This is a genomic window from Salinarimonas rosea DSM 21201, from assembly GCF_000429045.1.
In the GTDB taxonomy this organism is placed as follows: Bacteria; Pseudomonadota; Alphaproteobacteria; order Rhizobiales; family Beijerinckiaceae; genus Salinarimonas; species Salinarimonas rosea.
In genome coordinates, this window is the sequence record NZ_AUBC01000023.1 from 64,284 (window position 1) to 88,715 (window position 24,432).

Below are 24,432 nucleotides of genomic sequence, written 5' to 3' on the forward strand. Positions count from 1 at the left end.
GGCGGGAGCCCTTCCCGCGGCGCGCGGCGCGGCGTAGCATGGTGCCACGAACGCACGGCTCGAGGAGGGATCTCGCCCATGGCCGGCTATCTCGACGGACACCTCCTGGTCGCCATGCCGGGCATGCCGGACGAACGCTTCGATCGCACCGTGATCTTCCTGTGCGCGCACTCGGCGGACGGGGCGATGGGCATCGTCATCAACAAGCCGACCAAGGACGTCAGCCTGCCGGACCTGCTCGTGCAGCTCGACGTCATCCCCGCCGACGAGGCGATCCGCCTGCCGCGCAGCGTCGGCGCCATGAAGGTGATGAAGGGCGGCCCGGTCGAGACGAGCCGGGGCTTCGTGCTGCACACGCCCGACTTCTTCATCGACCAGTCGACCCTCCCCATCGACGGTAGCATCTGCCTCACGGCGACGGTGGACATCCTGCGCGCGATGGCGCGGGGCAACGGGCCGGACCGGGCGATGTTCGCGCTCGGCTATGCCGGCTGGGGCGCGGGCCAGCTCGAGACCGAGATCCAGAAGAACGGCTGGCTCTCCTGCCCGGCCGACCCGGAGATCGTCTTCGGCGCGCCGGCCGAGACGAAATACGAGGGCGCGCTGCGCAAGATCGGCATCGATCCGGTGATGCTCTCGCCCATCGCCGGCAACGCCTGAAAGCCCGCGGCGCGGGGACCTTGCGCTGGTGCCGATCCCCTTGGGCGCGCGCGGGCCGGCGGGCGCGATTGCGGCGCGTCGCCGGACGGCCTATCTACACCGCCGGGCTCGCGCGCGGGCCACGTTTCGTTCTCACGAGGTTCCCGCATGGCCCGCGACGTTTCCGATGCGACGCCGATTACCGCACGCGATGCGCTGGTCGAGTGGATCGCCCAGGGCGAGAAGCCGCGCGCGGCCTGGCGGATCGGGACGGAGCACGAGAAGATCCCGTTCTACCGCGCCGGGAACACGCCCGTGCCCTTCGCCGGCCCCGCCGGCATCGAGGCGATCCTCGCCGGCCTGCGCACCGCGACGGGCTGGGAGCCGATCGAGGACGGCGGCAACCTCATCGGCCTGTTCGAGGGGGAGGGCGGCGGCGCCGTCTCGCTCGAGCCCGGCGGCCAGTTCGAGCTCTCCGGCGCGCTCCTGTCGGACGTGCACGAGACGCGCGCCGAGCTCGACGAGCATCTGGGCCAGACCGGGCGAGTCGCCGAGCCGCTGGGCATCGGCTTCCTCGATCTCGGCATGAGCCCCGTCTGGCGTCGCGAGGAGACGCCGGTGATGCCCAAGAGCCGCTACCGCATCATGATGGGCTACATGCCCAAGGTCGGGCGGCTCGGCCTCGACATGATGCTGCGCACGGCGACCGTGCAGGTGAACCTCGACTTCTCGAGCGAGGCGGACATGGTCAGGAAGCTGCGCGTCTCGCTCGCGCTGCAGCCGATCGCCACGGCGCTCTTCGCCAACTCCCCCTTCACCGACGGGCGGCCCAACGGCTACCTCTCGATGCGCTCGCACATCTGGACCGACACAGATCCGCACCGCACCGGCATGATGCCGATCGCCTTCGAGGACGGCTTCGGCTACGAGCGCTACGTCGACTGGCTGCTCGACGTGCCGATGTACTTCGTCAAGCGCGAGGGCGTGTACCACGACGTCGCCGGGGCGAGCTTCCGCGACCTGCTGGCGGGTCGCCTGCCGCAGCTGCCGGGCGAGCGCGCCACCCGCTCGGACTGGGCGAACCACGTCTCGACCACGTTCCCCGAGGTGCGCGTCAAGCGCTTCCTCGAGATGCGCGGCATGGATGCCGGCCCGCGCAGCCATCTGCTCGCGGCGCCCGCGTTCTGGGTGGGCCTGCTCTACGACCCGGTCTCGCTCGACGCCGCCTGGGACCTCGTGAAGGCCTGGAGCGCCGAGGAGCGCGAGCGGCTGCGCACCGACGCGCCGCGGCTCGGCCTCGACGCCACGATCGCCGGGCGCTCCGCCGCGGTGATCGCCCGCGAGGCGCTCGCCATCGCGCGCTCGGGCCTCGCCCGGCGCGGGATCACGGACGGGCTTCGTCGTGACGAGACCTCGTACCTCGATCCGCTCGAGGAGATCGCGGCGAGCGGGCGGCCGCGGGCGCGCGCTCTGCTCGACCTGTATCACGGTGCGTGGGGCGGCTCCGTCGCGCCCGCGTTCGAGGCGTGTGCGCTGCCCGCTCCGGAGCCCGCGTGACGGGCGCATCCCGCGCTTCGGCGAAGGAGACGCGGTCGCACTCGCCGGCATGGTCGTAGACGTAGACCGCCCACTCGTCCCAGCGCGGATAGTGCGGCAGCTGGGCCATCATCTCCCGAGCGAAGGCGATGGCGCCGGCGCGCATCTCGCCCGCCCGGCTGGACCGCCGTCCTTCCCGATCGACTACGAGGTGGATACCGTCGCTCGCGTGTAGGTAATGGACGTTCACGGATGCCTCCGTTGGTTCTACGTCCTCGACTTAGCCCCCGCTGTCACGGCTCGTTTCCCCCACGATTCGGTCGCGAGACGCGGAATGCACGCGTTCGGGAGTCGCTTTCGTGCACTCTCCCCGCCTTCCCCGTTATCCACAGGGGTCGGAGGCGGGCCACGCCTCACTTTGCCGGCCATGCAGCCGCAGCGCGAAGCATCCGGGTTGCGCGCTGGGGCCGTTGCCCGGAATCGATCGCATCCCTATTCTATGCGCCGCGGGACGAGACGAGCGCCGGAAAGAGCGCTCTCCCGCGTGGACCGGCCGCCGCCTCGCGGCCGGATCTCGGGCGGCCCGGCCTCCGGACGAGGCCGCGCCCGTTGGGGGAACGACAGGATGCTCACGCGTACCGACTTGCCCGACGATCCCGTCACGCTCACCGTCACGGGCGCCGAGGGGCACCAGTACACGCTCGCGGTGGCGCGGGAGGCGGGCGGCGGCGTGCAGCTCGCCTGCTCGTGCGCCATGTTCTCCCGCGAATCCTGGTGCCGGCATGCGGTGGACGTGCTGTGCATGCGCCTGCGGGCGCTCGGCGTCGCCGACGACGGGCTCGACTTCGCGCTGGAGAGCGCCGTCATCGGCACGCGCGCCGAGGACGTCGCGCACGACCTCGACCGGGCGCTGATCGCCTACGGCCGCGCGCTCGAGCGCTTCGACGCGAGCCGATCGGCCAGCCTCGAGACCGACGTGCTGGAGACGATGGGCGTGCTCGCCCGCGATCTCGCCGACGCCGCGGCCGGCCTCGCGGACGCCGCGACGCGGTTCCGGCGCGCGCTCGCCGTCGCGCCGGCCCGAATCGCTCCCTGACGCCTGCCGCGCGGGGCGGGCGCGCCTCGGCGCGTCTCAGTCCGGGCGGCTCGTCAGCTTGACGAGGCGCGCCTCGAGCTCGTCGATGCGCAGCGCCAGCCGCTGTGCCTCCTCGCGCGCGGCGACGGCGATCTCGCGGGTCGCCTCGTATTCCTCGCGCGAGACCACGTCCATGTCCTTGACGATCCGCTCCAGCTGGGCGCGCATCACGGCGTCGATCTCGCGCCGCACGCCCCCCGCGGCCCCGGCCGCGTCGGAGAACAGGCGGGAGAGGTCGTCGAGAATGCGGTTCTGGTTCATGGGTCGCCGTCCTTCTTACGCCGTTCGGGTCCGGCGCGAAGCCGCGCCGCCCGATACATGGCGCCGTCGGGATCGGGACGCAACGGGTCGCCGGCTCTTGACGCCCTTGCGCAAACCGGTCACCTCCGCGACCATCCGTTTCGCGTCCGCGAAGCGGGCGAACGCGCGCGAGGCCCCATGCCCTTTCCCGACATCGATCCGATCGCCATCGCGATCGGTCCCATCGCCATCCGCTGGTACGCGCTCGCCTATATCGCGGGTCTCCTGATAGGCTGGTGGGGTGCGCGCCGCCTGGTGCGCGCCGACCGGCTGTGGGGGGGCGTGCGCCGGCCCGACCCCGTCGCCATCGACGATCTCGTCGTGTGGGTGGCGATCGGTCTCATCCTGGGCGGGCGGCTCGGCTACGTGCTGTTCTACGATCTCGGCACCTACCTCGCGAACCCGCTCGAGATCCTCGCCGTCTGGCGCGGCGGCATGGCCTTCCACGGCGGGCTTCTCGGTGCGCTCGTCGCGATGCTGCTCTTCGCCCGCGCGCGGGGGCTGCCGGTGCTGCCGATCTTCGACGTGGTCGCGGTCGTCGCGCCGATCGGCCTCTTCTTCGGGCGGATCGCCAACTTCATCAACGGCGAGCTCTGGGGGCGGCCGGCGCCGGACGTGTCCTGGGCCGTCGTCTTCCCGTTCGCCGGGGACGTGCCGCGCTATCCCTCCCAGCTGATCGAGGCGGGCACGCAGGGCCTCCTCCTGCTGGTCGTGATGCTGATCACCGTCGCCCTCGCCGGTTTCCGGCGCCCGGGGCTCGTCGCCGGGGTGTTCGGCATCGGCTACGCCATCGCGCGGATCGTCTCCGAGTTCTTCCGCGAGCCCGATCCGCAGCTCGGCTTCCTGTTCGGGCGGGAGGTGGACGTCCTGTCGGGTGGGGTGACGATGGGGATGCTGCTCTCGCTGCCGCTCCTCGCCGGCGGGCTCGTCCTGGTCGCGCTCGCGCGCGCGGGCACGACCCGCCGCGGTGCGGTGGAGAACGAGGAGGCGCCCTCCGCATGACGCCGCTCGGCCGCGAGATCCGGGAGCTGATCGCCGCGGAGGGCCCGATCCCGGTCTCGCGCTACATGGCGCTGTGCCTCGGCCACCCGCAGCACGGCTACTACATGACCCGAGACCCGATCGGGCTCGCGGGCGACTTCGTCACCGCCCCCGAGATCAGCCAGATGTTCGGCGAGCTCGTGGGCCTGTGGGCGGCGCAGGCCTGGATCGACCTGGGGCGGCCGTCGCCCTTCGCCCTCGTCGAGCTCGGTCCCGGCCGCGGCACGCTGATGGCGGACGCCCTGCGCGCGGCGAAGGTCGCCCCGGGCTTCCTTGAAGCCGCGGCGGTGCACCTCGTCGAGACGAGCCCCGTGCTGCGCGAGCGCCAGCGCGCGACGCTCGCCGCGCCGCCAGCGACGCTTTCCGGGGGCGTGCACTGGCATGCGCAGCTCGACGCGGTGCCGGACCTGCCGCTGATCGCGCTCGCCAACGAGTTCTTCGACGCGCTCCCCGTGCGCCAGATGGTGCGTGACCGCGGCACCTGGCGCGAGCGGCTCGTCGGCCTCGACGCCGCCGGCGCGCTCGCCTTCGGCCTCGCGCCCGACGCCGACCCGTCGATCACCTGGCAGGCGCCCGAGGGCGCCGTCCTCGAGCTCGCGGCCGCCGGCGCGGCGGTCATGGGGGCGCTCGCCGGGCGCATCGTCGCCGCCGGGGGAGCGGCGCTCGCGATCGACTACGGCCACGCCCGGACCGGCTTCGCCGACACGCTCCAGGCGATCCGTCGTCACGCCTTCGCCGACCCGCTCGTCGATCCCGGCGAGGCGGACGTCACGGCTCATGTCGACTTCGCCCAGCTCGCAGCGGCGGCTCGCGGCGCCGGCGCCCGGGTGTTCGGGCCGGCGACGCAGGGCGCCTTCCTGCGCGCGCTCGGCATCGAGGCGCGGGCGCGCGCGCTCGCCTCCCGGGCGAGCGCGACGCAGTCCGAGGAGATCGGCGCGGCGCTCGTGCGGCTCACCGGGGACCGCGACGCGGACATGGGCGTTCTGTTCAAGGCGCTGGCGGTCGCCCATCCGCGGCTGTCGGCCTGCGCCGGCTTCATCGAAGACGAGGGACCATGCTGATCACGTCGGATGCGCTCGACGCCGCGAACGGCGTCCGCCACGCCTTCTTCACCCGCGACGGCGGGGTCTCGCAGGGGCTCTACGCCAGCCTCAACGGCGGGCTCGGCTCGGCGGATGCGCGCGAGCGCGTCGTCGCCAACCGCGCGCGCATGGCCGAGCGCCTCGGCGTCGCGCCCGATGCCCTGGTGAGCGTCCACCAGGTCCACTCGCCCGACGTTGTGGTGGTCGAGGCGCCGATCGCCCTCGACGCCCGCCCGAAGGCGGACGCGATGGTGACGGACCGGCCGGGCCTCGCCCTCGCGATCCTCACCGCCGATTGCGGCCCGGTGCTCTTCGCCGATCCCGAGGCGGGCGTGATCGGCGCCGCCCATGCCGGCTGGCGCGGCGCGCTCGGCGGGGTCGCCGAGGCGACCGTTGCGGCGATGGAGCGGCTCGGCGCGCGGCGCGGGCGCATCGTTGCGGTGCTCGGCCCGACGATCGGGCAGGGGGCCTACGAGGTCGGAGCCGAGCTGCGCGAGGCTTTCCTCGGCGAGGACCCGGATGCCGAGCGCTACTTCGCGCCCGGCACGCGGGAGGGCAAGTGGCAGCTCGACCTGCCCGGCTACATCCTCGCGCGCCTCGCCCGCGCCGAGGTGGGCACGGCGCACGACCTCGCCCGCTGCACCTATTCCGACGAGGACCGGTTCTACTCCTACCGCCGCTCCACCCATCGCGGCGAGCCCGACTACGGCCGGCTCGTCTCGGCGATCGCGCTCGCTCCCTGATCCTCGCTCCCTGAACGCGGCTATTCCCGGATGCCGACCACGTCCGGGGTCTCCCAGGCGAGGTGCTGGCCGCCGTCGAGCGCCAGCATCTGGCCGGTGACGCTGCGGGCGCCGACGAGGTACATCAGCGCGTCGCACACCTCCGCCGGCGACGAGGAGCGCCGCAGCGGCACCGCCGCCGCCTGCCTCGCGAAGTCCGCCTCGCCCTGGCGCGGGCTCGCCAGCGTCGGCCCCGGGCCGATGGCGTTGACGCGGATGCGCGGGGCGAGCGCCCGCGCCATCGTGCGCGTCGCGGTCCACAGCGCGGATTTCGCGATCTGGTACGAGAAGAAGAAGGGCGTCTCCTTCCAGACGCGCTGGTCGAGCACGTTGACGATCAGTCCTTCGGCGCCCTCGGGCAGCTGCGCGGCGAAGTCGCGGGCGAGGACGAGCGGCGCGGTGAGGTCCACCGCCAGCGTGCGGCCGTAGCGGGCGAGGTCGAGGCTCTCGATATGGTCGTCCTCGAACTCGCTCGCGCTGTTGACGAGGAGGTCGAGCGGCCCGAGGGCGGTCGTCGCCGCCGCGATCATGCCGGCGACGGCGTCCGCGTCCGCGAGGTCCGCCTGCACCACCGTGGCCCGCCCGCCGGCCGCGCCGATGCCGTGGGCGAGCCGCTCCGCCTCGACGACGGAGGCGTTGCAATGGATCGCGACGCCATACCCCTCGCGCGCGAGCCGCTCCACCATCGCCCGCCCGATCCGCGTCGCGCCGCCGGTCACCAGGGCCGCCTTCGGGGACATCCGCACCTCCATGGTCGCCGAGATCTACGCGCGAGAGGGGGGATCGGATGCGCACCGACGCCGAAGACACGCGCCACACCGCGTCCTCCCCGGAGGGGAGGATCCCGCGCGGCACGCGCGGGCGGTGGGGCCGTTCGGCCGTCATGGCGATCCGTATCGCCGCCCACCCCACCCTCCGGCCTTCGGCCTCCGTCCTCCCCTGCGGGGAGGTGGCGGTCGGAGCGGGTCGTCGGTGTTCACGAACCGAGGTCCCGCGGCGGCGTCGCCCGCAGCGCCGCGAGCCCCTCCGCCATGGCCGCGACTTCCCGGCCGAGCAGGTCTCCGATGCGGCCGAGCGCCTCGCGCGCGACCCGCATATAGATTTTGATTATGCGGGCGATACTCCCGAACTCGACGAAGAGCAGTCCCTCAGCCCGCCCCCAACGTCCGCACCGCCGCATCCCGCGAGAACAAGTACAGCAGCACCCGCAGCGCCTCCCCCCGCTCGCCCTTCAACCCCGGGTCTCGCTCCACCATCAGACGGGCGTCGTCGCGCGCCGTCTCCAGCAGCCTCCCGTCGGTTTCCGGCCGCAGCAGCTTGAAGCCCGGCAACCCCGACTGCCGCGTGCCCAGCACCTCGCCTTCGCCCCGCAGCCGCAGGTCCGCCTCGGCGATGCGGAAGCCGTCCTCGGTCTCGCGCAGGGTTTCGAGCCGCGCGCGGGCGGTCTCGCCCAAGGGGCCCTTGTACAGCAAGAGGCACGTCGAGGCCCCGCTTCCTCGCCCGATGCGCCCGCGCAGCTGATGCAATTGCGCCAACCCGAAGCGCTCGGCGTGCTCGATCACCATGATCGTGGCCTCGGGCACGTCGACGCCGACCTCGATGACGGTGGTGCTCACCAAGAGCGTCGTCTCCCCCGCCTGGAAGCGGCGCATGGCCTCGTCCTTGTCGCGCCCGGCCATGCGGCCGTGGATGACGCCGACCTTCTCGCCGAACCAGCGGCGCAGGTCCTCGCCGCGCTCCTCGACCGCGGCGAGGTCGATGGTCTCGCTCTCCTCGACCAGCGGGCAGACCCAGTAGACCCGCGCGCCCGCCTCCATGGCGCGCCCGAGGCCCTCGACCACCTCGCCGATGCGCTCGAGCGCGGCGAGCTTCGTCTGGATCGGCTGGCGGCCGGGGGGCTTCTCGTCGAGGACCGAGACGTCCATGTCGCCGAAATAGGTCAGCGCCAGGGTGCGCGGGATCGGGGTCGCGGTCATGACGAGCACGTCGACCGCCTGGCCCTTGGCGCCGAGCGCGAGGCGCTGGTGCACGCCGAAGCGGTGCTGCTCGTCGACGACGGCGAGGCCGAGGTCGTGGAAGACCACCTCCTCCTGGAACAGGGCGTGGGTGCCCACCGCGATCTGCACCGAGCCGTCCGCGAAGCCGGCGAGCGCCGCGCGCCGCTCGGCCCCGCGGTCGCGGCCGGTGAGCAGCGCGATGGTGAGGCCGGCCTCGTCGGCCAGCGGCTTCAGGCGGGCGTAGTGCTGGCGCGCCAGGATCTCGGTCGGCGCCATCATCGCCGCCTGCCGGCCGGCCTCGATGGCGCTCGCCATGGCGAGGAGCCCCACCACGGTCTTGCCCGCGCCGACGTCGCCCTGGAGGAGGCGCAGCATGCGCGTGTCCGACGCCATGTCGCCGCGGATCTCGGCGATGGCGCGCGCCTGCGCGCCGGTGAGGGCGTAGGGCAGGTGGGTCTCGATCGCGGCGACGAGGCGGCCGTCGCCGGCATTGCTGCGGCCGGGCTTGCGCCGGGCGCGGGCGCGCACCAGGGCGAGCGCCAGCTGGGAGGCGAGCGCCTCGTCGTAGGCGAGGCGCCGGCGCGCGGGGTGCGCCGCGCCGGCCTCGCCCGCCACGGTCTCGACGCTGTCGGGCCGGTGCAGCGCCGAGAGCGCCTCGCGGAAGGGGGGGAAACGCTCGCGGGCGAGGAAGGCGGGGTCCTGCCACTCGGGCAGCGCGGGCACGCGCTCCAGCGCCGCGGTCGCGAGGCGCGCGATCATGCGCGAGGAGAGGCCCTCGGTCTGGCCGTAGATCGTCTCCACTGCGGGCAGGGTGTCGATCTCCGCGAGGTCGACGATGCGGTCGGGATGCACCATCTGCCGGCGCCCGTCGTAGACCTCGAGCTTGCCGGAGACGACCTTGCGCGCGCCGACCGGCAGGAGCCGCTCGATGCGCGCGCGCGGCATGTTGAAGAACACGAGCGCGACGTCCCCGCTGTCGTCGTCGACGACGACGCGGTAGGGCGCCTTCGAGCGGCTGAGCGGGCCCGGCTGGTGGTGCGTCACCGTGACGACGAGGGAGACCGGCTCGCCGATCGGCGCATCCGCGATCTTGCCGGCGACCTTGCGCGAGACGCCCCCGGTGGGGAGATGGAACAGGAGATCGACCACGCGCGCGGGCTGCCCCGGCTCCGCGACGAGCCGATCGACGAGGGGCGCGATCTTCGGCCCGACGCCGGGCAGCGACGTCGCGGGGGCGAAGAGCGGATCGAGGACAGACGGGCGCACCAGCGGCGACTCTCGGGCGGTTCGACGGGGTGCGAAAGTGGCCGATCGGGGCGGGGAGGGCAAGGCACGGCGAGGGGGGGGTGGTGCCGAGATTCGTGTGCCGGCGGGCGACGGATCTTCTGCTTTATGGACTGTCCGCGTGTCCCGCGCTGTCCAGGTTGCTCCACGCAGCCGAGAGGAATGCCGGGGTGGTGGTCCAGCACACCGCGCCGAAGACGGGCTCCCGGCGCCCGCGGGCAACGGCCTCGCTCGGCTGACGCAGGAGACATCCGGCGACGTGGAGCTTTTCGGGCCGGCCCGTGTGCGTCTGCCACAAGTGCCCGAAAATGCAACACGGAGCGCTCGTCAGAGCTGCTCTTCGGCCGAAATTCGACGGTGACTCCACCTCCCGGATTGCGTGCCCGCAACGCGCCATCTAGGTTGTCGTCCGTCGATCGGCGAAACGCCAGGGCGGTGCAGGCGCCCCGCGCCGGGCATCCTCCCGGCGCCCTCGGGCGGAGGAGCCGCTCGATCGACCGGAGGACAAGCGATGTCGTGGAGATTTCCACGCCTGAGCGTGTCCATCAGCTTCCGCTGGGTGCGGAAGGCGAGCCTGAACCTCGCCTTCCGCGTGACCCTAGGGGGCTGATGCCAGAGCGGGGGAGGGGAGACCCTTCCCCGTTCACTCTAGTATGAAAGATAGCATCGCCGCACGGCAGGGCAAGACGCCGCAAGCGTCGTCATGTGACGAAATTTCTACCTGCAGATTGCGTCTGCCAGCGCCCCGAACTAGGTTGCCGTCAGTCGATCGACGAAGCGCCAGGGCGGTGCAGGCGCCCCGCGCCGGGCATCCTCCCGGCGCCCTCGGGCGGAGGAGCCGCTCGATCGACCGGAGGACATGGCGATGTCGTGGAATTTTCCGCGCCTGAGCGTGTCCATCACTTTCCGCTGGGGGCGGAAGGCGAGCCTGGCTCTCGCCTTCCGCATGTCCTCGGGGGGGTGATGAAAGAGAGGGGGGAGGGGAGACCCTTCCCCCTCACTCCGATACGCAAGATAGCACGTTCGTCGAATTCGACAATGCCCCTGCGCCTGCTTCTAGCCCCGCCGCCGCATCGGAACGACGCGTGCTCGCGAACCGTTTGGCACCGCACGCGAACCGGAGGAGCGTCATGATCGCCGGCACGAGATGGTGGCAGCGCGGCATCATCTACCACGTCTATCCCCGCTCGTTCCAGGACACGGACGGCGACGGCATAGGGGACCTCGAGGGCATCGAGCAGCGCCTCGAGCATATCGCCGGGCTCGGCTGCGACGCGGTCTGGATCAGCCCGGTCTACCCGTCCCCGATGAAGGACCACGGCTACGACGTCGCCGACTACACGGGCATCCACCCGCTGTTCGGGACGCTCGAGGATTTCGACCGGCTGGTGGCACGGGCGAGGGCGCTCGGGCTCAAGGTCATCATGGATTTCGTGCCCAACCACTCCTCGGACCAGCATCCCTGGTTCCTGGAGAGCCGCTCGTCACGCGACAACCCGAAGCGGGACTGGTACGTCTGGCGCGACGCCAAGCCCGACGGCTCGCCGCCCAACAACTGGATCTCGGTCTTCTCCGGCCCGGCCTGGAAGTGGGACGAGGCGACCGGGCAATACTACCTGCACTCCTTCCTCCCCGAGCAGCCGGACCTGAACTGGCGCAACCCGGAGGTTCGCGCCGCGATGTACGACGCCATGCGCTTCTGGCTCGACCGCGGCGTCGACGGCTTCCGGCTCGATGTCGTCTACTACTGCATGAAGGACCCGGAGTTGCGCGACAACCCGCCCAACCCCGGCTGGAAGCCCGGCATGCCGGAGATCGACACGCTGCTGCAGACGAACTCGAACGACCACGAGGACATGGCGATCGTCATCTCCGAGATGCGCGAGCTCGTCGACGAATACGACGACCGGCTGCTGATCGGCGAGATCTACCTGCCGCTGGAGCGGCTGATGGCCTATTACGGCCGCGACCTCTCCGGTGCGCACCTGCCCTTCAACTTCCAGCTCATCCTCACGCCCTGGGAGGCGCGGGAGGTGGCGGCGCTCGTCGAGCAGTACGAGGGCCTGCTGCCGGAGGGCGGCTGGCCGAACTGGGTGCTCGGCAACCACGACCAGAGGCGCGTGGCGGGACGCGTCGGCGCGGCGCAGGCGCGCATCGCGGCGATGCTGCTGTTCACCCTGCGCGGCACGCCGACGCTCTACTACGGCGACGAGATCGGCATGCCCAACGTCGACATCCCGCCCGGCCGCGGCGAGGACGCCTGGGGCCGTCACGAGGCCGGCTTCACCCGCGACCCGCAGCGCACGCCGATGCAGTGGGACGACACCGAGCACGCGGGCTTCTCGACGGTGGAGCCCTGGCTGCCGCTCTCGCCCGATTGGCGCGCGCGCAACGTCGCATCCCAGGACCGCGACCCCGGCTCGATGCTCACCCTCCACCGCCGCCTCATCGCGCTGCGCCGGGGCTCGCCGGCGCTCGCGATCGGGGACTGGTCCGGCATCGAGACGGTGGGCGACGTCTTCGCCTTCAAGCGGCACCGGGAGGGCGACGAGATCACGGTCGTGCTCAACTTCGGCGCCCGCGAGGAGGAGGTGGCCGACCTCCATCTGCCGGGCGGCGCAGGCCGGATCACGCTCTCGACCCACCTCGATCGCGACGACGAGACGGTGGGCCCCGGCGTGCGGCTGCGGCCGAACGAAGGGGTGATCATCGTCGCCTGAGGCGCGAGGGAGCCGAACATGCTCGATCTCTGGTACAAGAACGCCGTCGTCTACTGCGTCGACGTCGAGACCTTCATGGATGCGGACGGCGACGGCTGCGGGGACTTCCAGGGCCTCGCGGATCGGCTCGACCATATCGAGGCGCTCGGCGCGACCTGCATCTGGCTCCTGCCGTTCTACGCCTCGCCCAATCGCGACAACGGCTACGACGTCAGCGACTTCTACCAGGTCGATCCGCGGCTCGGGACGCTGGGCGACTTCGTGCGCTTCACGCGCGAGGCGAACGGGCGGGGCATCCGGGTGATCGTCGATCTCGTGGTCAACCACACCTCGACCGATCACCCCTGGTTCCAGAAGGCCCGCGCCGACCCCAGCTCGCCCTTCCGCGACTTCTACCTCTGGTCGGAGGAGAAGCCGGAGGGCGCGGACGAGGGCGTCGTGTTTCCCGGGGTGCAGGACACGACCTGGACCTGGGACGAGCAGGCGGGCGCCTACTACTTCCACCGGTTCTACGCCCACCAGGCCGATCTCAACCTCGCCAACCCCGCCGTGCGCGAGGAGATCGAGAAGATCATGGGCTTCTGGCTCGAGCTCGGCGTCTCCGGCTTCCGGCTCGACGCGGTGCCCTTCATGATCGAGGACCGCCCGCGCTCGCCGCTGCGCAGCGCGGACCCCGACGCGCAGGCGGACCCGCACGCCTTCCTCACCTATCTCCGCCGCTTCCTGTCGTGGCGCAAGGCGGAGGCGATCCTGCTCGCCGAGGCGAACGTGCCGATGGAGACGATCCCCGCCTATTTCGGCGAGGACGGCGAGCGGATGACGATGGTCTTCGACTTCCTGCTCGACCAGGCCACGTTCCTGGCGCTCGCGCGCGAGGACGCGCGGCCCGTCGCCGAGCTGATGCGCAAGCGCCCGCCGATCCACGAGGTCGGGCAATGGGCGACGTTCCTGCGCAACCACGACGAGCTCGACCTCGGGCGCCTCTCGGAGGCGGAGCGCGAGGAGGTCTTCGCCGCCTTCGCCCCCGATCCGAGCATGCGCCTCTACGATCGCGGCATCCGCCGGCGCCTCGCGCCGATGCTCGGCGGCGACGGGCGACGGCTCGCCATGGCCTACAGCCTCATGCTCGCCCTCCCGGGCACGCCGGTGTTCTGGTACGGCGAGGAGATCGGCATGGGCGACAATCTCGACCTGCCCGAGCGCTCGGCCGTGCGCACGCCCTTCCAATGGACCGACGGGCCCACGGGCGGCTTCTCCACGGCGCGGCCGGAGGACCTCGCGCGGGCGATGGTGACCGATCCCGACTTCGCGCCGGACGCGGTCAACGTCGCGCGCCAGACCGAGAACGCGGATTCCCTGCTCGAGCGCATCCGCCGGCTCGTGCGGGCGCGCCGCGCGGCACCCGAGATCGGCTGGGGGCGCACGGACATCCTCGAGACGAGCGACCCCGGCGTGCTCGCGTTGCGGGCCAGCTGGCGCGGCGCGACCATGGTCACGCTCCACAACCTCGCATCGCGTCACGTGACCGTCGCCCTCGACATCGCCGACGAGCACGACGTGCTGCGTCCCGTCCTGTGCGATTCCGGCGGGCGCCTGCCGCAGGCCGCCGACGATCCGATCGCGCTGCCGCCCCACGGCTATGCCTGGTTCAGGGCCGACGAGGAGCGTCGGTGACGGTATCGCGCCGGCCTCGGCCGTCCAGCAGCTCCGCCAGCAGCGGGTTCGGGAACCGTCGCCTCAGCGTGATCGCGTAGAAGCCCTCGCTCAGCCGCGGCACCCGCGCGCGCTCGACGAGGACGCCCGCGGCGAGCTCGTCGCGCACCACGATGGGCGGCACGAGCGTGAGCCCGTCGCTCTCGCGGGCGAGGAGGCGCAGCATGGCCATGTCGTCGACCTCGGCGAGGACGGTGGGCCGCACCCGCGCCGTGTCGCAGATCCGGTCGAAGGCGAGGCGGATCTCGCTTTCGGCGGAGGGCAGCACCATGGCCGCGCCGTCGAGATCCTCCGGCACGCGCAGGGGCGCGGCGTCGCCCGGTACCGGGCGGCCGACGATGGAGACCGGCTGCTCGTCGAGGAGGCGGCTCTCGCGCGGGGCGGCCGCGTCGCTCGGTGCGGGGGCGTTGGCCAGGACGAGATCGAGCTCGTGCGTGTCGAGACGCGCCAGCAGCTCCCGTAGCGTCCCCGACCGCAGGACGAGGTCGAGGTCGGTGCGCCCGATCAGCGGGCGCAGCAGCGCGAGCTGGAAGTTGCGCGAGAGCGTGGCGATTGCGCCGATCCGCAGCGCCCGGCGCGTGCCGCCGGGGCGTTCGGCGAGGGTCGAGACCAGCTCCTCGCCCGTCTTGAACACGCTCTGCGCGTAGTCGAGCGCTATCCGCCCGGCCTCGGTGAGCACGAGCCGCTTGCCCTCGCGGGTGAACAGCGGATGGCCGAGCTGCTCCTCGAGCGAGCGCAGCTGCACCGAGAGCGCCGATTGCGAGACGTTGAGCCGGCGCGCGGCCCGGGTGAGCCCACCCTCGTTCGCGATCGTCCAGAAATAGCGCAGGTGGTGGTAGTTAAGCGCCGCCATGCGGCTATTCTACTCAGACGAACGTTTCCTTGCAATCTTTGAATTTTTCAGAAGTGACACCGCCGCCTATAGCCGGACGCACGACCCGCGAATCCGGAGAAACCCGTATGACGGCCCTGCTCGCCTGGCTCGCCGCGATCGGCCCCGCCGCCCTCCTCCTCGTCGGCACGATCCCGACCCCCCGCGCCAATGCCGACCCCCGCGGCACGGCGCGCCACGCCCGCCTCGCCGCCCTCGTCGCGCTCGGCGCGAGCGTGACGACGGGCCTCGCGGTGATCGCCGCCGGCCCGCTCTACACCGGCACGCTCGGCATCGGCGGTGTCGGCCTCGCACTCTACGCTGACGCGTTCTCTGCGGTCATGCTGGTGCTCGTCTCCTTCGTCGGCGCCGTCGTCGTCGCCTATTCCAAGAACTACCTCGACGGCGACCCGGACCAGGGGCGCTTCTTCAAGCGCCTGTGCGTGACGCTCGCGGCGGCGCTCCTGATGATGGGCGCGGGCAACCTCTTCCAGCTCGTGCTGGCCTGGATCGCCACGAGCCTCGCGCTGCACCAGCTCCTCGTCTTCTACAAGGATCGGCCTCGAGCCGTTCTCGCCGCGCGGAAAAAGGCGCTGGCGAGCCGCGCCGGCGATGCGGCGCTGATCCTCGCCGGCATCATCGTGCTCGCGCTCTTCGGCACGCTCGAGGTCCCCGTCCTCCTGGCCGAGGCGACGGCGATGGCCCAGGCGGACACGGTCCCCGCGGCGATGCACCTCGCGGTGCTGCTCATCGTCGTGGCGGCGCTGCTGAAGTCGGCCCAGTTCCCGGCCCACGGCTGGCTCGGCGAGGTGATGGAGACGCCCACCCCGGTCTCGGCGCTGCTCCACGCCGGCATCATCAACGGCGGCGGCTTCCTCGTGGTGCGGCTCTCGCCGCTGGTCGTCCTGTCGGCGCCCTCGATGGACGTGCTCGCCCTGGTCGGCGGCTTCACCGCGCTGTTCGGCTCGCTGGTGATGCTCACGGTGCCGAGCGTGAAGGTGGCGCTCGCCTACTCCACCATCGGGCAGATGGGCTTCATGCTGCTGCAGTGCGGGCTCGGTGCCTTCTCGGCGGCGGCGCTGCACATCGTGGCGCACGCCCTCTACAAGGCCCACGCCTTCCTGTCCTCGGGCTCGGCGGTCGAGACGATCCGCGCCGCGCTGCCCCCGGAAGAGGCGAAGATGCCGAACCCGGCGGTCTACGGCGCCGCCCTCGCTGCCGCCGTGGCGCTCACGCTCGCCGTCGGCGCCGTGTTCGGCACGGGCGTGCTCGACAACCCGGGCGCCTTCGCGCTCGCCGCGGTCGTGGCGCTGGGCGTCGCGCACTACCTCGCCACCGTGCTCTCGGGGGAGAACGCCCCGAAGGCGCTCGGCTCGGCGACGGCGCTCGCGGGCCTCGTGGTCGTCGCCTACTACGGCCTCCAGGCCGGGGCCGCGTGGCTGCTCTCCGGCGCCGTCGCGCCGAGCCTGCCGCTCGCGGGCGCCTTCGACGGCTTCGTCGTCGGCCTCGTCGTCGTCTCCTTCGCCGCCGCGCTCGCGGTCCAGAGCTTCGCGCCCGCGCTCGCCCGGCACCGGCCCTTCGCGGCGCTCTACGTCCACATCGCCAACGGCTTCTACGTGAACGCGCTCGCCACCCGCCTCGCAGCCCGGCTCGCGCCGGTCACGGCCACCAAGTCCTGATCCGGAGGCTCCCGTGATGACCAAGACGACCCCCGCCGACCTCTCCCACGGCGAGGCCGCGCTCGCCCGCGCCGAGGCCGTCGCGGCCCCCGGGACGCCCGGCTCGCGGGCGAGCCTCGAGGCCGACGTCGCCACCGCCTGCGGCCGGATCGCGCCGCTGTGGCCCTTGAAGCACTTCGTCGCCGTGAACCCCTTCCTCGGCCTCTCGGAGCAGAGCTTCGCCGAGGCCGCGACCACTCTCGCGCGGGTCTCGGGCGCGCGGATGACGCTGCCGCGGAGCCATTATGCGGCCAAGCACGCGGCGGGCGAGATCGGCGACGCGGATCTCGCGGAGGCGCTGCGCGCCGCCGGCGTGGGCAGGAATGCGGGCGCGCCGGCGGACCTCGCCGCCCTGAAGGCGAAGATGGCGCAGGACGTGCCGCCGCGCCTCCTCGCGCTCACCACCGCCGAGGTGATCGACGCGGCCACCGGGCGCGACCCCGCCGTCGGCGCCGCCGCGCTCGTCGTCGAGGAGATCTCGAAGACCTGCGCGCGGGTGTTCGACGAAGGCCAGGCGCTCTGGCGCGCGCCGTACCTCGGGCGCGGCCTCTACGCCGCCTGGCGGGCGCAGGCCGGCTTCGACCGCACGCCCGAGGTGATGGGCTTTGCGGGCTTCCGCCGGGCGCTCGCCGCACTGCCCGAGGATGCCGACAGCGCGATCGCGGCGGCGATCGCCGCGCTCGGCGTGCCGGATGCCGCGCGGGCGGACTACCTGCATCGGGCGCTCGTGACCATCGCCGGCTGGGCCTCCTACGCGCGCTACCTCGTCTGGAACGCCGAGCTCCACGGCGGCGGCGATCCGGTCCTGAAAGAGCTCCTCGCGATCCGGCTCTCCTACGACGCCGCGCTCCTCGCGGTGACGCCGCAGGCGCGCGCCGCCTGGGGGGAGGCGCTCGTGCGCATGAGCGCGTCACGGACCCTCGACCCGGAGCGGGTCGTCGACACCATCCTCCAGGACGCCGCCGAGATCGCGCGCCGGCGCGCGCTCGTGGCGCGGATCGTCGCGGCCAACCGGTCGGGCGCGGGCGCCCCGATCGCGGCGGCCGAGCGACCGGCGGTGCAGGCGGCCTTCTGCATCGACGTCCGCTCGGAAGTGTTCCGGCGCGCGCTCGAGACGGTCGCGCCCGACGTGCAGACGATCGGCTTCGCCGGCTTCTTCGGCCTGCCGATCGAATACGTGCCCTTCGGGCGGCGCAAGGGCGGGGCGCAGTGCCCGGTGCTCTTGAAGCCCGCCTTCGTCGTCTGCGAGGAGGTCGCGGGTGCGGACGCCGGCGCGCGCGCCGAGATCGCCGGCCGGCGTCGGCTGCGGCAGGAGGCGGCGAAGGCGTGGAAGACCTTCAAGCAGTCCGCCGTCTCCTCCTTCGCCTATGTCGAGGCGGCGGGGCTCCTGTTCGCGGGCAAGCTCGTGGGCGACTCGCTCGGTCGCACCCGGCCGGTGACGCCGCCCGCCGTCGACGGCCTCGACGCGGATGCGGCGAGGCGGCTCGGGCCGACGCTGGAGCCGAGCGACGTCGACGGGCGGCTCGCGGGCATCTCGGTGGAGCAGCGCATCGCGACCGCGAAGGTCGTGCTCGAGGCGATGTCGATGACGGGCCCCCACGCCCGGCTGATCGTGCTCGCCGGCCACGGCTCGTCGACCGTGAACAACCCGCACGCGTCGGGCCTCGACTGCGGCGCCTGCGGCGGCCACACCGGCGAGGCGAACGCGCGGGCGACGACGGCGATCCTCAACGATTCCGCGGTCCGGGCGGCGTTGAAGGACGCGGGCCGGGGCCTGCCGGACGACACCTGGTTCGTCCCGGCGCTGCACGACACGACGACCGACGAGGTCCGGCTCTACGACCTGGAGACGATCCCCGACAGCCATTCCGGCGACGTCGCCCGGCTGGAGGCCCGGCTCGCCGAAGCCGGCGCGCTGACGCGGCTGGAGCGGTCGGCGCTGCTCGGCCTCGACGTGCCGGGCGCCGGCGTCGACGCCCAGGTCCTGGCGCGCGCGAAGGACTGGTCGCAGGTGCGACCCGAATGGGGACTCGCCGGCTGCGCCGCCTTCGTCGCCGCGCCGCGGGCACGCACGCGCGGCATCGATCTCGGCGGGCGCTCCTTCCTCCACGACTACGACTGGCGCGCGGACGAGGGCTTCGGCATCCTCGAGCTGATCATGACCGCGCCGATGGTCGTCGCCTCCTGGATCAGCCTGCAATACTACGGCTCCTCGGTCGACAACCGGGCCTTCGGCTCGGGCAACAAGGTGCTGCACAACGTCGTCGGCGGGCTCGGCGTGCTCGAGGGCAACGGCGGCGACCTCAAGGTCGGCCTGCCGCTGCAATCGGTTCACGACGGCGCCCGGCTCGTGCACGAGCCGCTGCGGCTCGACGTCTTCATCGAGGCGCCGATCGAGGCGATGAACCGTGTCGTCGCCGGGCACGAGGGCGTGCGCCGGCTCGTGGACAACGGCTGGCTGAGGCTCCTGCAGCTGGACGACGAGGGGCGGACCGTGCGCCGCTACGTCGGCGGCCTCGCCTGGGAGACGCTCGACGCGTGAGGGACCGGACCCCGGCGTCCCGGCTTCGCCGCCGCGCCGGCGTCCTCGTCTTCCCGGAGCGGTGATCTTCGATTGACGCATTGCGGCGCGCCCGCGCTTCGGCTAAAGCCGAGGTCGTTTGCGTGGAAGGATGACCAGGAACATGGCGACGATGGTTCACGACGAGCGTCACCCGAACGACGGCTACAGCCCCGATATGGACGGGAAGACCCACGAGACGACCTACAACGGCTTCATCGTGTTCACGACGATCTCCGCGCTCGTCGTGATCGCATGGGTCCTCGCGCTCGCGCTCGGCGGGATCAAGGACGCCTGGCTCACCGGCATCGTGGGCGTCGTCGCCTCGATGATCGCCGGCGGCATCGGCGCGCTGTTCCCGAACGTGGGCTGGCGCGCGCCGGCCGTCGTGGTCGCGTTCATGCTCCTCGCCTTGCTTCTGGCCTGAACCACCCGCGCGGGCGCGCCGCGCGGCCGGACCGGCCCCGCATCCGCGCCCCGCTCGCCCGTAGAACGACGTCACAGGGGGGAGAGGGCATGCGCATCGCCGTCCTCACGGAATCGGACGCCAACGAGGCCCGCGTCGCCGCGACGCCCGACACGGTGAAGAAGCTCGTCGGGCTCGGAGCCACGGTCGTGATCCAGTCCGGCGCCGGCGCCGGCTCGGGACTGCGGGACGCGGACTACGAGGCCGCCGGCGCGACGATCGCGCCGGACGCCGCCGCCGCGGCGGGCGAGGCCGACGCCGTCCTCCTGGTGCGCCGCCCCGAGGGCGAGCGCCTCGCTGCGATCAAGGACGGCGCCGTCGTCGTCGCGACGATGGATCCCTACGGCAACGAGGCCGCGCTCCAGGCGATGGCCGAGAAGAAGCTCGCCGCCTTCGCCATGGAGCTGATGCCCCGCATCACCCGCGCCCAGGTGATGGACGTGCTCTCCTCCCAGGCGAACCTCGCGGGCTACCGCTCCGTGATCGACGCCTCCGCCGTCTACGGCCGCGCCATGCCGATGATGATGACCGCCGCCGGCACGGTCCCGGCGGCCCGCGTCTTCGTGATGGGCGCGGGCGTCGCCGGCCTCCAGGCGATCGCGACCGCGCGCCGGCTCGGCGCCGTCGTTTCCGCCACCGACGTGCGCCCCGCCTCGAAGGAGCAGGTCGAATCGCTCGGCGCCAAGTTCGTCGCGGTCGAGGACGAGGAGTTCAAGCAGGCGGAGACCGCCGGCGGCTACGCCAAGGAGATGTCGGCGGAGTACAAGGCCAAGCAGGCCGAGCTCGTCGCCTCTCACATCGCCAAGCAGGACATCGTGATCACGACCGCCCTGATCCCGGGCCGGCCCGCGCCGAAGCTCGTGACGAAGGCGATGGTCGAGACGATGCGCCCGGGCTCGGTGATCGTCGATCTCGCGGTCGAGCGCGGGGGCAATTGCGAGCTCTCGCAGCCGGGCGAGGTCGTGGACCACGACGGCGTGAAGATCGTCGGCTACCTCAACGTGCCGGGCCGCCTCGCGGCGACGGCGTCGAGCCTCTACGCCAAGAACCTGCTCGCCTTCGTCGAGACCATGATCGACAAGGAGACGAAGGTGCTGGCGCCGACCTGGGACGACGAGCTCGTCAAGGCGACGCTGCTGACGCGGGACGGCGCGATCGTCCATCCGAGCTTCCAGCCGCAGCCGCAGCCCGCCGCCTGACGGCGCGCGGCGAGACAGATTGGGGACAGGAATGGCCACTCTCACTCCCGAGCAGGCGCTCGACCGGGCCCAGGCCGCCGCGGAAGCCGCGCGCGAGGCCGCCACCGCGGCGCAGTCCTACGCCGACATGATCGCCTCCGACATGGTGGCGAACGGCGTCTCGGCCGCCACCGGCGGGGCGGTCGACCCCACGGTGTTCCGCTTCGCGATCTTCGTGCTGGCGATCTTCGTCGGCTACTACGTGGTGTGGTCGGTCACGCCGGCGCTGCACACGCCGCTGATGTCGGTGACGAACGCGATCTCCTCCGTGATCGTGGTCGGCGCGCTGCTCGCGGTCGGCGTCCAGGTGGCGGACGTCGCCTCCTCCGGGGCCGCCTGGGGGGCGACGGTGCTCGGCTTCATCGCCCTCGTGCTCGCCTCGGTGAACATCTTCGGCGGCTTCCTCGTCACGGCGCGGATGCTCGCCATGTACAAGAAGAAGGGCTGAGGCGATGGGCGACAATCTCGCGAACCTGCTCTACCTCGTCTCGGGCGTGCTCTTCATCCTGGCGCTGCGCGGGCTCTCGCACCCGACGACGTCGCGCCAGGGCAACATGTACGGCATGGTCGGCATGGCGATCGCCGTGCTCACCACGCTGGTCTACGCCCCGCCGGCGCTCGGCGGCTGGCTGCTCGTGATCGTCGGCATCGCCATCGGCGGTGGCGTCGGCGCGCTCATCGCCAAGCGCGTGCCGATGACGGCGATGCCGCAGCTCGTCGCGGCCTTCCACTCGCTCGTCGGCCTCGCCGCGGTGCTGGTCGCGGCGGCGGCGCTCTACGCCCCGCAGGCCTTCGCCATCGGCGCGCCGGGCGCGATCGAGGGTGCGAGCCTGTTCGAGATGGGGCTCGGCGCCGCCATCGGCGCGATCACCTTCACCGGCTCGATCATCGCGTTCCTGAAGCTCGACGGGCGCATGTCCGGCAAGCCGATCATGCTGCCCTCGCGGCACGTGATCAACATCGCGCTCGCCGCCGGCGCGGTGATCCTCATGGGGCTCTTCATGGGCACCGAATCGGCGCTCGCCTTCTGGCTGCTGGTGCTGATCGCGCTGGCGCTCGGCGTTCTGCTGATCATCCCGATCGGCGGCGCCGACATGCCGGTCGTCGTCTCGATGCTCAACTCCTACTCGGGCTGGGCGGCGGCGGGCATCGGCTTCACGCTGGGCAACCTCGCTCTGATCATCACCGGCGCGCTCGTCGGGTCCTCGGGCGCGATCCTGTCCTACATCATGTGCAAGGGGATGAACCGGAGCTTCGTCTCGGTCATCCTCGGCGGCTTCGGCGGCGAGACGGCGGGCGCCGCGGCCGGCGAGGCGGAGACGCGGCCCGTGAAGAAGGGCTCGGCGGAGGACGCCGCCTTCATCATGAAGAACGCCTCCAAGGTCATCATCGTGCCGGGCTACGGCATGGCCGTCGCCCAGGCCCAGCACACGCTGCGCGAGATGGCGGACCTGCTCAAGGCGGAGGGCGTCACGGTCAAGTACGCGATCCACCCGGTCGCGGGCCGCATGCCCGGCCACATGAACGTGCTCCTCGCCGAGGCGCAGGTGCCCTACGACGAGGTCTTCGAGCTCGAGGACATCAACGGCGAGTTCGCCCAGGCGGACGTCGCCTTCGTCATCGGCGCAAACGACGTCACCAACCCCGCCGCCAAGACGGACAAGACCTCCGCCATCTACGGCATGCCGATCCTCGACGTCGAGAAGGCGGGCACGGTGCTGTTCCTCAAGCGCGGCATGGGCTCGGGATACGCCGGCGTCGAGAACGAGCTGTTCTTCCGCGACAACACGATGATGCTCTTCGGCGACGCCAAGAAGATGGTCGACGAGATCGTCAAGGCGATGTGACGACGCGGATCGGGGAGGATGCGTCCCCCCCCGGTCCCTCGAGCCCGGGGAGAGCCGCCGTGCTGAAGCGTCTCGTGCGCGCGCTCGTCCTGGTCGCCGGCGTCTACGCGGCGCTCGTCGCCGCGCTCTACCTCTATCAGCGTCCGCTGCAATATCCGGCGCCGCAGGGCGTCGCCACCGCCGCGGAGGCGGGGGCCGAGGGCTTCGCGGACGTCGTGCTGGAAACCGCGGACGGCGAGCGCATCCGCGCCTATTTCCGCCCGCCGGAGCCCGGCCGCACGCTGGTCGTCTACTTCCACGGCAATGCCGGCTCGATCCGCCAGCGCGCGCCCCGCGCCGCGGCGCTCGCCGAGGGCGGGCGCGGCGTGCTGATCACCTCCTACCGCGGCTATTCCGGCTCGACCGGCTCCCCGACCGAGGAGGGCCTCGTCGCCGACGGCCGCGCCGCGCTCGCCTTCGCACGGGAGCACGCGCCCGCGCAGCGCATCGTGCTCTACGGCGAGTCGCTCGGCACCGGCGTCGCGGTGGCGCTCGCCGCGCAGACCGACGTCGGCGCGGTCGTGCTCGACGCGCCCTTCACCTCCGCCGCGGACGTGGCGCGCATGCGCTATCCCTTCGTGCCGATCGGCCTCCTCATGCACGACCAGTTCGATTCCGCCGCCCGCATCGCCGCCGTCGAGGCGCCGCTCCTCGTCATGCACGGCACGGCGGACGCGATCACGCCCTTCGCCCAGGGCCGCGCGCTCTACGAGGCGGCGGGCGAGCCCAAGCGCTTCGTCGCGTTCGACGGCGAGGGCCACACGGGCCTCCTCGAGAACGGCGGCCTCGCCGCGGTGCGCGCGCTGCTCGATGCGGTCGAGGAGGGGAGGGCGGCGGAATACCTGATGGAGGAGGCCGGCGGATGACCCTCGCCATCCGCACCGCCGGCCCGGCCGACCGTGGGACCTGCGTCGACCTGATCGACGCGCTCAACGCCGTCGAGGCCACCCTCGTCGACGACCGGCTCACCACCCGCGCCGCCGCCGAGGCGGCCTATGCGGCCGCCGTGGAGCGCGTGGCGCGCACCAAGGGCCGCATGCTGCTCGCCGAGGAGGACGGGCACCCGGTCGGCCTCCTCGTCTTCGTGATCGAGGAGGAGCACCCCTACGTCCGCGAGGACGTGCGCCGCTACGGGCAGGTGGCGGACCTGATCGTCGTCGAGGATGCGCGGGGGCGCGGCATCGGGCGGGCGCTGCTGTCGCAGGCGGAGGCGCTCACCCGCGAGGCCGGCCTCAAGCGCCTCGCCATCGGTGCGCTCGCGGCGAACGCGGCCGCCGTGGGGGCCTACCGGCGCGCCGGCTTCGGCGACTACCTGACGATCCTCGTCAAGGACGTCTCCTGAAGCCTCCGCCGGGCCGCCCATGCCGCACTGTGTAGGGCCGGACAGAAGTGAGACGGAGGGGACTTGAACGGGATCGGGGATCCCGGAAGCTTGGGTTTGCGACAACACGAGCTTCAGGAGAT

General features: G+C 72.4%; 20 protein-coding genes and 1 pseudogene. 16 read left to right on the forward strand and 5 right to left on the reverse strand.

Annotated features, from left to right (window positions below):
• Positions 1-78: 78 nt before the first annotated feature.
• Together G407_RS0116695 and G407_RS0116700 are read left to right on the forward strand one after the other, a co-directional pair.
• Entirely contained in the window at positions 79-660 is a 582-nt protein-coding gene (locus tag G407_RS0116695) for a YqgE/AlgH family protein (protein WP_052341474.1), read from the forward strand.
• Between the two features lie 147 nt (positions 661-807).
• Entirely contained in the window at positions 808-2,196 is a 1,389-nt protein-coding gene (locus tag G407_RS0116700; protein ID WP_029031750.1) for a glutamate--cysteine ligase, read from the forward strand.
• A 34-nt stretch (positions 2,197-2,230) separates the two neighbouring features.
• Here the strand turns inward: G407_RS0116700 and G407_RS32885 are convergent.
• Positions 2,231-2,425: pseudogene (locus tag G407_RS32885) on the reverse strand (DUF6894 family protein); the annotation flags it as partial.
• Between the two features lie 375 nt (positions 2,426-2,800).
• Here G407_RS32885 and G407_RS0116705 point away from each other — a divergent pair.
• Positions 2,801-3,271, forward strand: coding sequence for a hypothetical protein (locus G407_RS0116705; RefSeq protein WP_029031751.1), 471 nt, complete (start codon positions 2,801-2,803; stop codon positions 3,269-3,271).
• 36 nt (positions 3,272-3,307) lie between these two features.
• Here the strand turns inward: G407_RS0116705 and G407_RS0116710 are convergent, their stop codons facing one another.
• Complete coding sequence (locus tag G407_RS0116710; protein WP_029031752.1) at positions 3,308-3,571, reverse strand: accessory factor UbiK family protein; 264 nt, start codon at positions 3,569-3,571, stop codon at positions 3,308-3,310.
• A gap of 177 nt (positions 3,572-3,748) precedes the next feature.
• Here G407_RS0116710 and lgt point away from each other — a divergent pair, with 177 nt between their 5' ends.
• The 3 genes from lgt to pgeF are packed head-to-tail and all read left to right on the forward strand — an operon-like array spanning position 3,749 to position 6,476.
• Positions 3,749-4,612: a prolipoprotein diacylglyceryl transferase gene (gene lgt / locus G407_RS0116715; RefSeq protein ID WP_029031753.1), complete on the forward strand. Its 864-nt coding sequence runs from the start codon at positions 3,749-3,751 to the stop codon at positions 4,610-4,612.
• Positions 4,609-5,712 (forward strand): class I SAM-dependent methyltransferase, encoded by a 1,104-nt coding sequence (locus G407_RS0116720; RefSeq protein ID WP_029031754.1) that lies wholly within the window; start codon positions 4,609-4,611, stop codon positions 5,710-5,712. The genes lgt and G407_RS0116720 overlap by 4 nt, the downstream gene beginning before the upstream one ends.
• Complete coding sequence (pgeF, locus tag G407_RS0116725) at positions 5,706-6,476, forward strand: peptidoglycan editing factor PgeF (protein WP_029031755.1); 771 nt, start codon at positions 5,706-5,708, stop codon at positions 6,474-6,476. The genes G407_RS0116720 and pgeF overlap by 7 nt, the downstream gene beginning before the upstream one ends.
• Before the next feature lie 20 nt (positions 6,477-6,496).
• Here the strand turns inward: pgeF and G407_RS0116730 are convergent, their stop codons facing one another.
• Positions 6,497-7,261: an SDR family oxidoreductase gene (locus G407_RS0116730; protein WP_029031756.1), complete on the reverse strand. Its 765-nt coding sequence runs from the start codon at positions 7,259-7,261 to the stop codon at positions 6,497-6,499.
• Positions 7,262-7,663: 402 nt separating this feature from the next.
• The gene (gene recG / locus G407_RS0116740) at positions 7,664-9,778 is read right to left on the reverse strand and encodes an ATP-dependent DNA helicase RecG (RefSeq protein WP_245259113.1); all 2,115 of its coding nucleotides are present in this window, start codon (positions 9,776-9,778) and stop codon (positions 7,664-7,666) included.
• A 1,151-nt stretch (positions 9,779-10,929) separates the two neighbouring features.
• Between recG and G407_RS0116750 the strand changes: the two genes are divergently transcribed.
• Positions 10,930-12,516, forward strand: coding sequence for an alpha-amylase family glycosyl hydrolase (locus G407_RS0116750; RefSeq protein ID WP_029031759.1), 1,587 nt, complete (start codon positions 10,930-10,932; stop codon positions 12,514-12,516).
• Positions 12,517-12,534: 18 nt separating this feature from the next.
• Positions 12,535-14,190: an alpha-amylase family protein gene (locus G407_RS0116755; RefSeq protein ID WP_029031760.1), complete on the forward strand. Its 1,656-nt coding sequence runs from the start codon at positions 12,535-12,537 to the stop codon at positions 14,188-14,190.
• Here G407_RS0116755 and G407_RS0116760 read toward each other — a convergent pair.
• Positions 14,165-15,082, reverse strand: coding sequence for a LysR family transcriptional regulator (locus G407_RS0116760; protein WP_029031761.1), 918 nt, complete (start codon positions 15,080-15,082; stop codon positions 14,165-14,167). The genes G407_RS0116755 and G407_RS0116760 overlap by 26 nt on opposite strands.
• 107 nt (positions 15,083-15,189) lie before the next feature.
• Between G407_RS0116760 and G407_RS0116765 the strand changes: the two genes are divergently transcribed.
• The 8 genes from G407_RS0116765 (at position 15,190) to G407_RS30620 (ending at position 24,310) form a co-directional block, all read left to right on the forward strand.
• A complete protein-coding gene (locus tag G407_RS0116765; protein WP_029031762.1) occupies positions 15,190-16,779 on the forward strand; it encodes a proton-conducting transporter transmembrane domain-containing protein in 1,590 nt (529 codons plus the stop codon).
• A 16-nt stretch (positions 16,780-16,795) separates the two neighbouring features.
• Positions 16,796-19,360 (forward strand): YbcC family protein, encoded by a 2,565-nt coding sequence (locus G407_RS28210; protein WP_052341476.1) that lies wholly within the window; start codon positions 16,796-16,798, stop codon positions 19,358-19,360.
• A 142-nt stretch (positions 19,361-19,502) separates the two neighbouring features.
• Positions 19,503-19,805, forward strand: coding sequence for an aa3-type cytochrome c oxidase subunit IV (locus G407_RS0116775; protein ID WP_425337505.1), 303 nt, complete (start codon positions 19,503-19,505; stop codon positions 19,803-19,805).
• An 89-nt stretch (positions 19,806-19,894) separates the two neighbouring features.
• Entirely contained in the window at positions 19,895-21,043 is a 1,149-nt protein-coding gene (locus tag G407_RS0116780; RefSeq protein WP_029031764.1) for a Re/Si-specific NAD(P)(+) transhydrogenase subunit alpha, read from the forward strand.
• A gap of 31 nt (positions 21,044-21,074) precedes the next feature.
• Positions 21,075-21,530: a proton-translocating transhydrogenase family protein gene (locus G407_RS0116785; RefSeq protein WP_029031765.1), complete on the forward strand. Its 456-nt coding sequence runs from the start codon at positions 21,075-21,077 to the stop codon at positions 21,528-21,530.
• A 4-nt stretch (positions 21,531-21,534) separates the two neighbouring features.
• Positions 21,535-22,929 carry an NAD(P)(+) transhydrogenase (Re/Si-specific) subunit beta gene (locus G407_RS0116790; RefSeq protein ID WP_029031766.1) on the forward strand — a complete coding sequence of 465 codons (1,395 nt, stop codon included), beginning with the start codon at positions 21,535-21,537 and terminating at the stop codon, positions 22,927-22,929.
• A gap of 59 nt (positions 22,930-22,988) precedes the next feature.
• Positions 22,989-23,834 carry an alpha/beta hydrolase gene (locus tag G407_RS28215; protein ID WP_169728798.1) on the forward strand — a complete coding sequence of 282 codons (846 nt, stop codon included), beginning with the start codon at positions 22,989-22,991 and terminating at the stop codon, positions 23,832-23,834.
• Positions 23,831-24,310, forward strand: coding sequence for a GNAT family N-acetyltransferase (locus G407_RS30620; protein ID WP_052341477.1), 480 nt, complete (start codon positions 23,831-23,833; stop codon positions 24,308-24,310). The genes G407_RS28215 and G407_RS30620 overlap by 4 nt, the downstream gene beginning before the upstream one ends.
• The last annotated feature ends 122 nt before the right edge of the window (positions 24,311-24,432 follow it).

Bases quoted from the DNA above. Each gene is read 5' to 3' on its own strand.
- G407_RS0116720 (WP_029031754.1), top strand. From the start codon at position 4,609: ATGACGCCGCTCGGCCGCGAGATCCGGGAGCTGATCGCCGCGGAGGGC.
- pgeF (WP_029031755.1), top strand. From the start codon at position 5,706: ATGCTGATCACGTCGGATGCGCTCGACGCCGCGAACGGCGTCCGCCAC.
- G407_RS28210 (WP_052341476.1), top strand. From the start codon at position 16,796: ATGACCAAGACGACCCCCGCCGACCTCTCCCACGGCGAGGCCGCGCTC.
- G407_RS0116710 (WP_029031752.1), bottom strand. From the start codon at position 3,571: ATGAACCAGAACCGCATTCTCGACGACCTCTCCCGCCTGTTCTCCGAC.
- G407_RS0116700 (WP_029031750.1), top strand. From the start codon at position 808: ATGGCCCGCGACGTTTCCGATGCGACGCCGATTACCGCACGCGATGCG.
- G407_RS0116695 (WP_052341474.1), top strand. From the start codon at position 79: ATGGCCGGCTATCTCGACGGACACCTCCTGGTCGCCATGCCGGGCATG.
- G407_RS0116765 (WP_029031762.1), top strand. From the start codon at position 15,190: ATGACGGCCCTGCTCGCCTGGCTCGCCGCGATCGGCCCCGCCGCCCTC.
- G407_RS30620 (WP_052341477.1), top strand. From the start codon at position 23,831: ATGACCCTCGCCATCCGCACCGCCGGCCCGGCCGACCGTGGGACCTGC.
- G407_RS0116705 (WP_029031751.1), top strand. From the start codon at position 2,801: ATGCTCACGCGTACCGACTTGCCCGACGATCCCGTCACGCTCACCGTC.
- G407_RS0116785 (WP_029031765.1), top strand. From the start codon at position 21,075: ATGGCCACTCTCACTCCCGAGCAGGCGCTCGACCGGGCCCAGGCCGCC.
- G407_RS0116755 (WP_029031760.1), top strand. From the start codon at position 12,535: ATGCTCGATCTCTGGTACAAGAACGCCGTCGTCTACTGCGTCGACGTC.
- G407_RS0116780 (WP_029031764.1), top strand. From the start codon at position 19,895: ATGCGCATCGCCGTCCTCACGGAATCGGACGCCAACGAGGCCCGCGTC.
- G407_RS0116790 (WP_029031766.1), top strand. From the start codon at position 21,535: ATGGGCGACAATCTCGCGAACCTGCTCTACCTCGTCTCGGGCGTGCTC.
- G407_RS0116760 (WP_029031761.1), bottom strand. From the start codon at position 15,082: ATGGCGGCGCTTAACTACCACCACCTGCGCTATTTCTGGACGATCGCG.
- lgt (WP_029031753.1), top strand. From the start codon at position 3,749: ATGCCCTTTCCCGACATCGATCCGATCGCCATCGCGATCGGTCCCATC.
- G407_RS0116775 (WP_425337505.1), top strand. From the start codon at position 19,503: ATGGCGACGATGGTTCACGACGAGCGTCACCCGAACGACGGCTACAGC.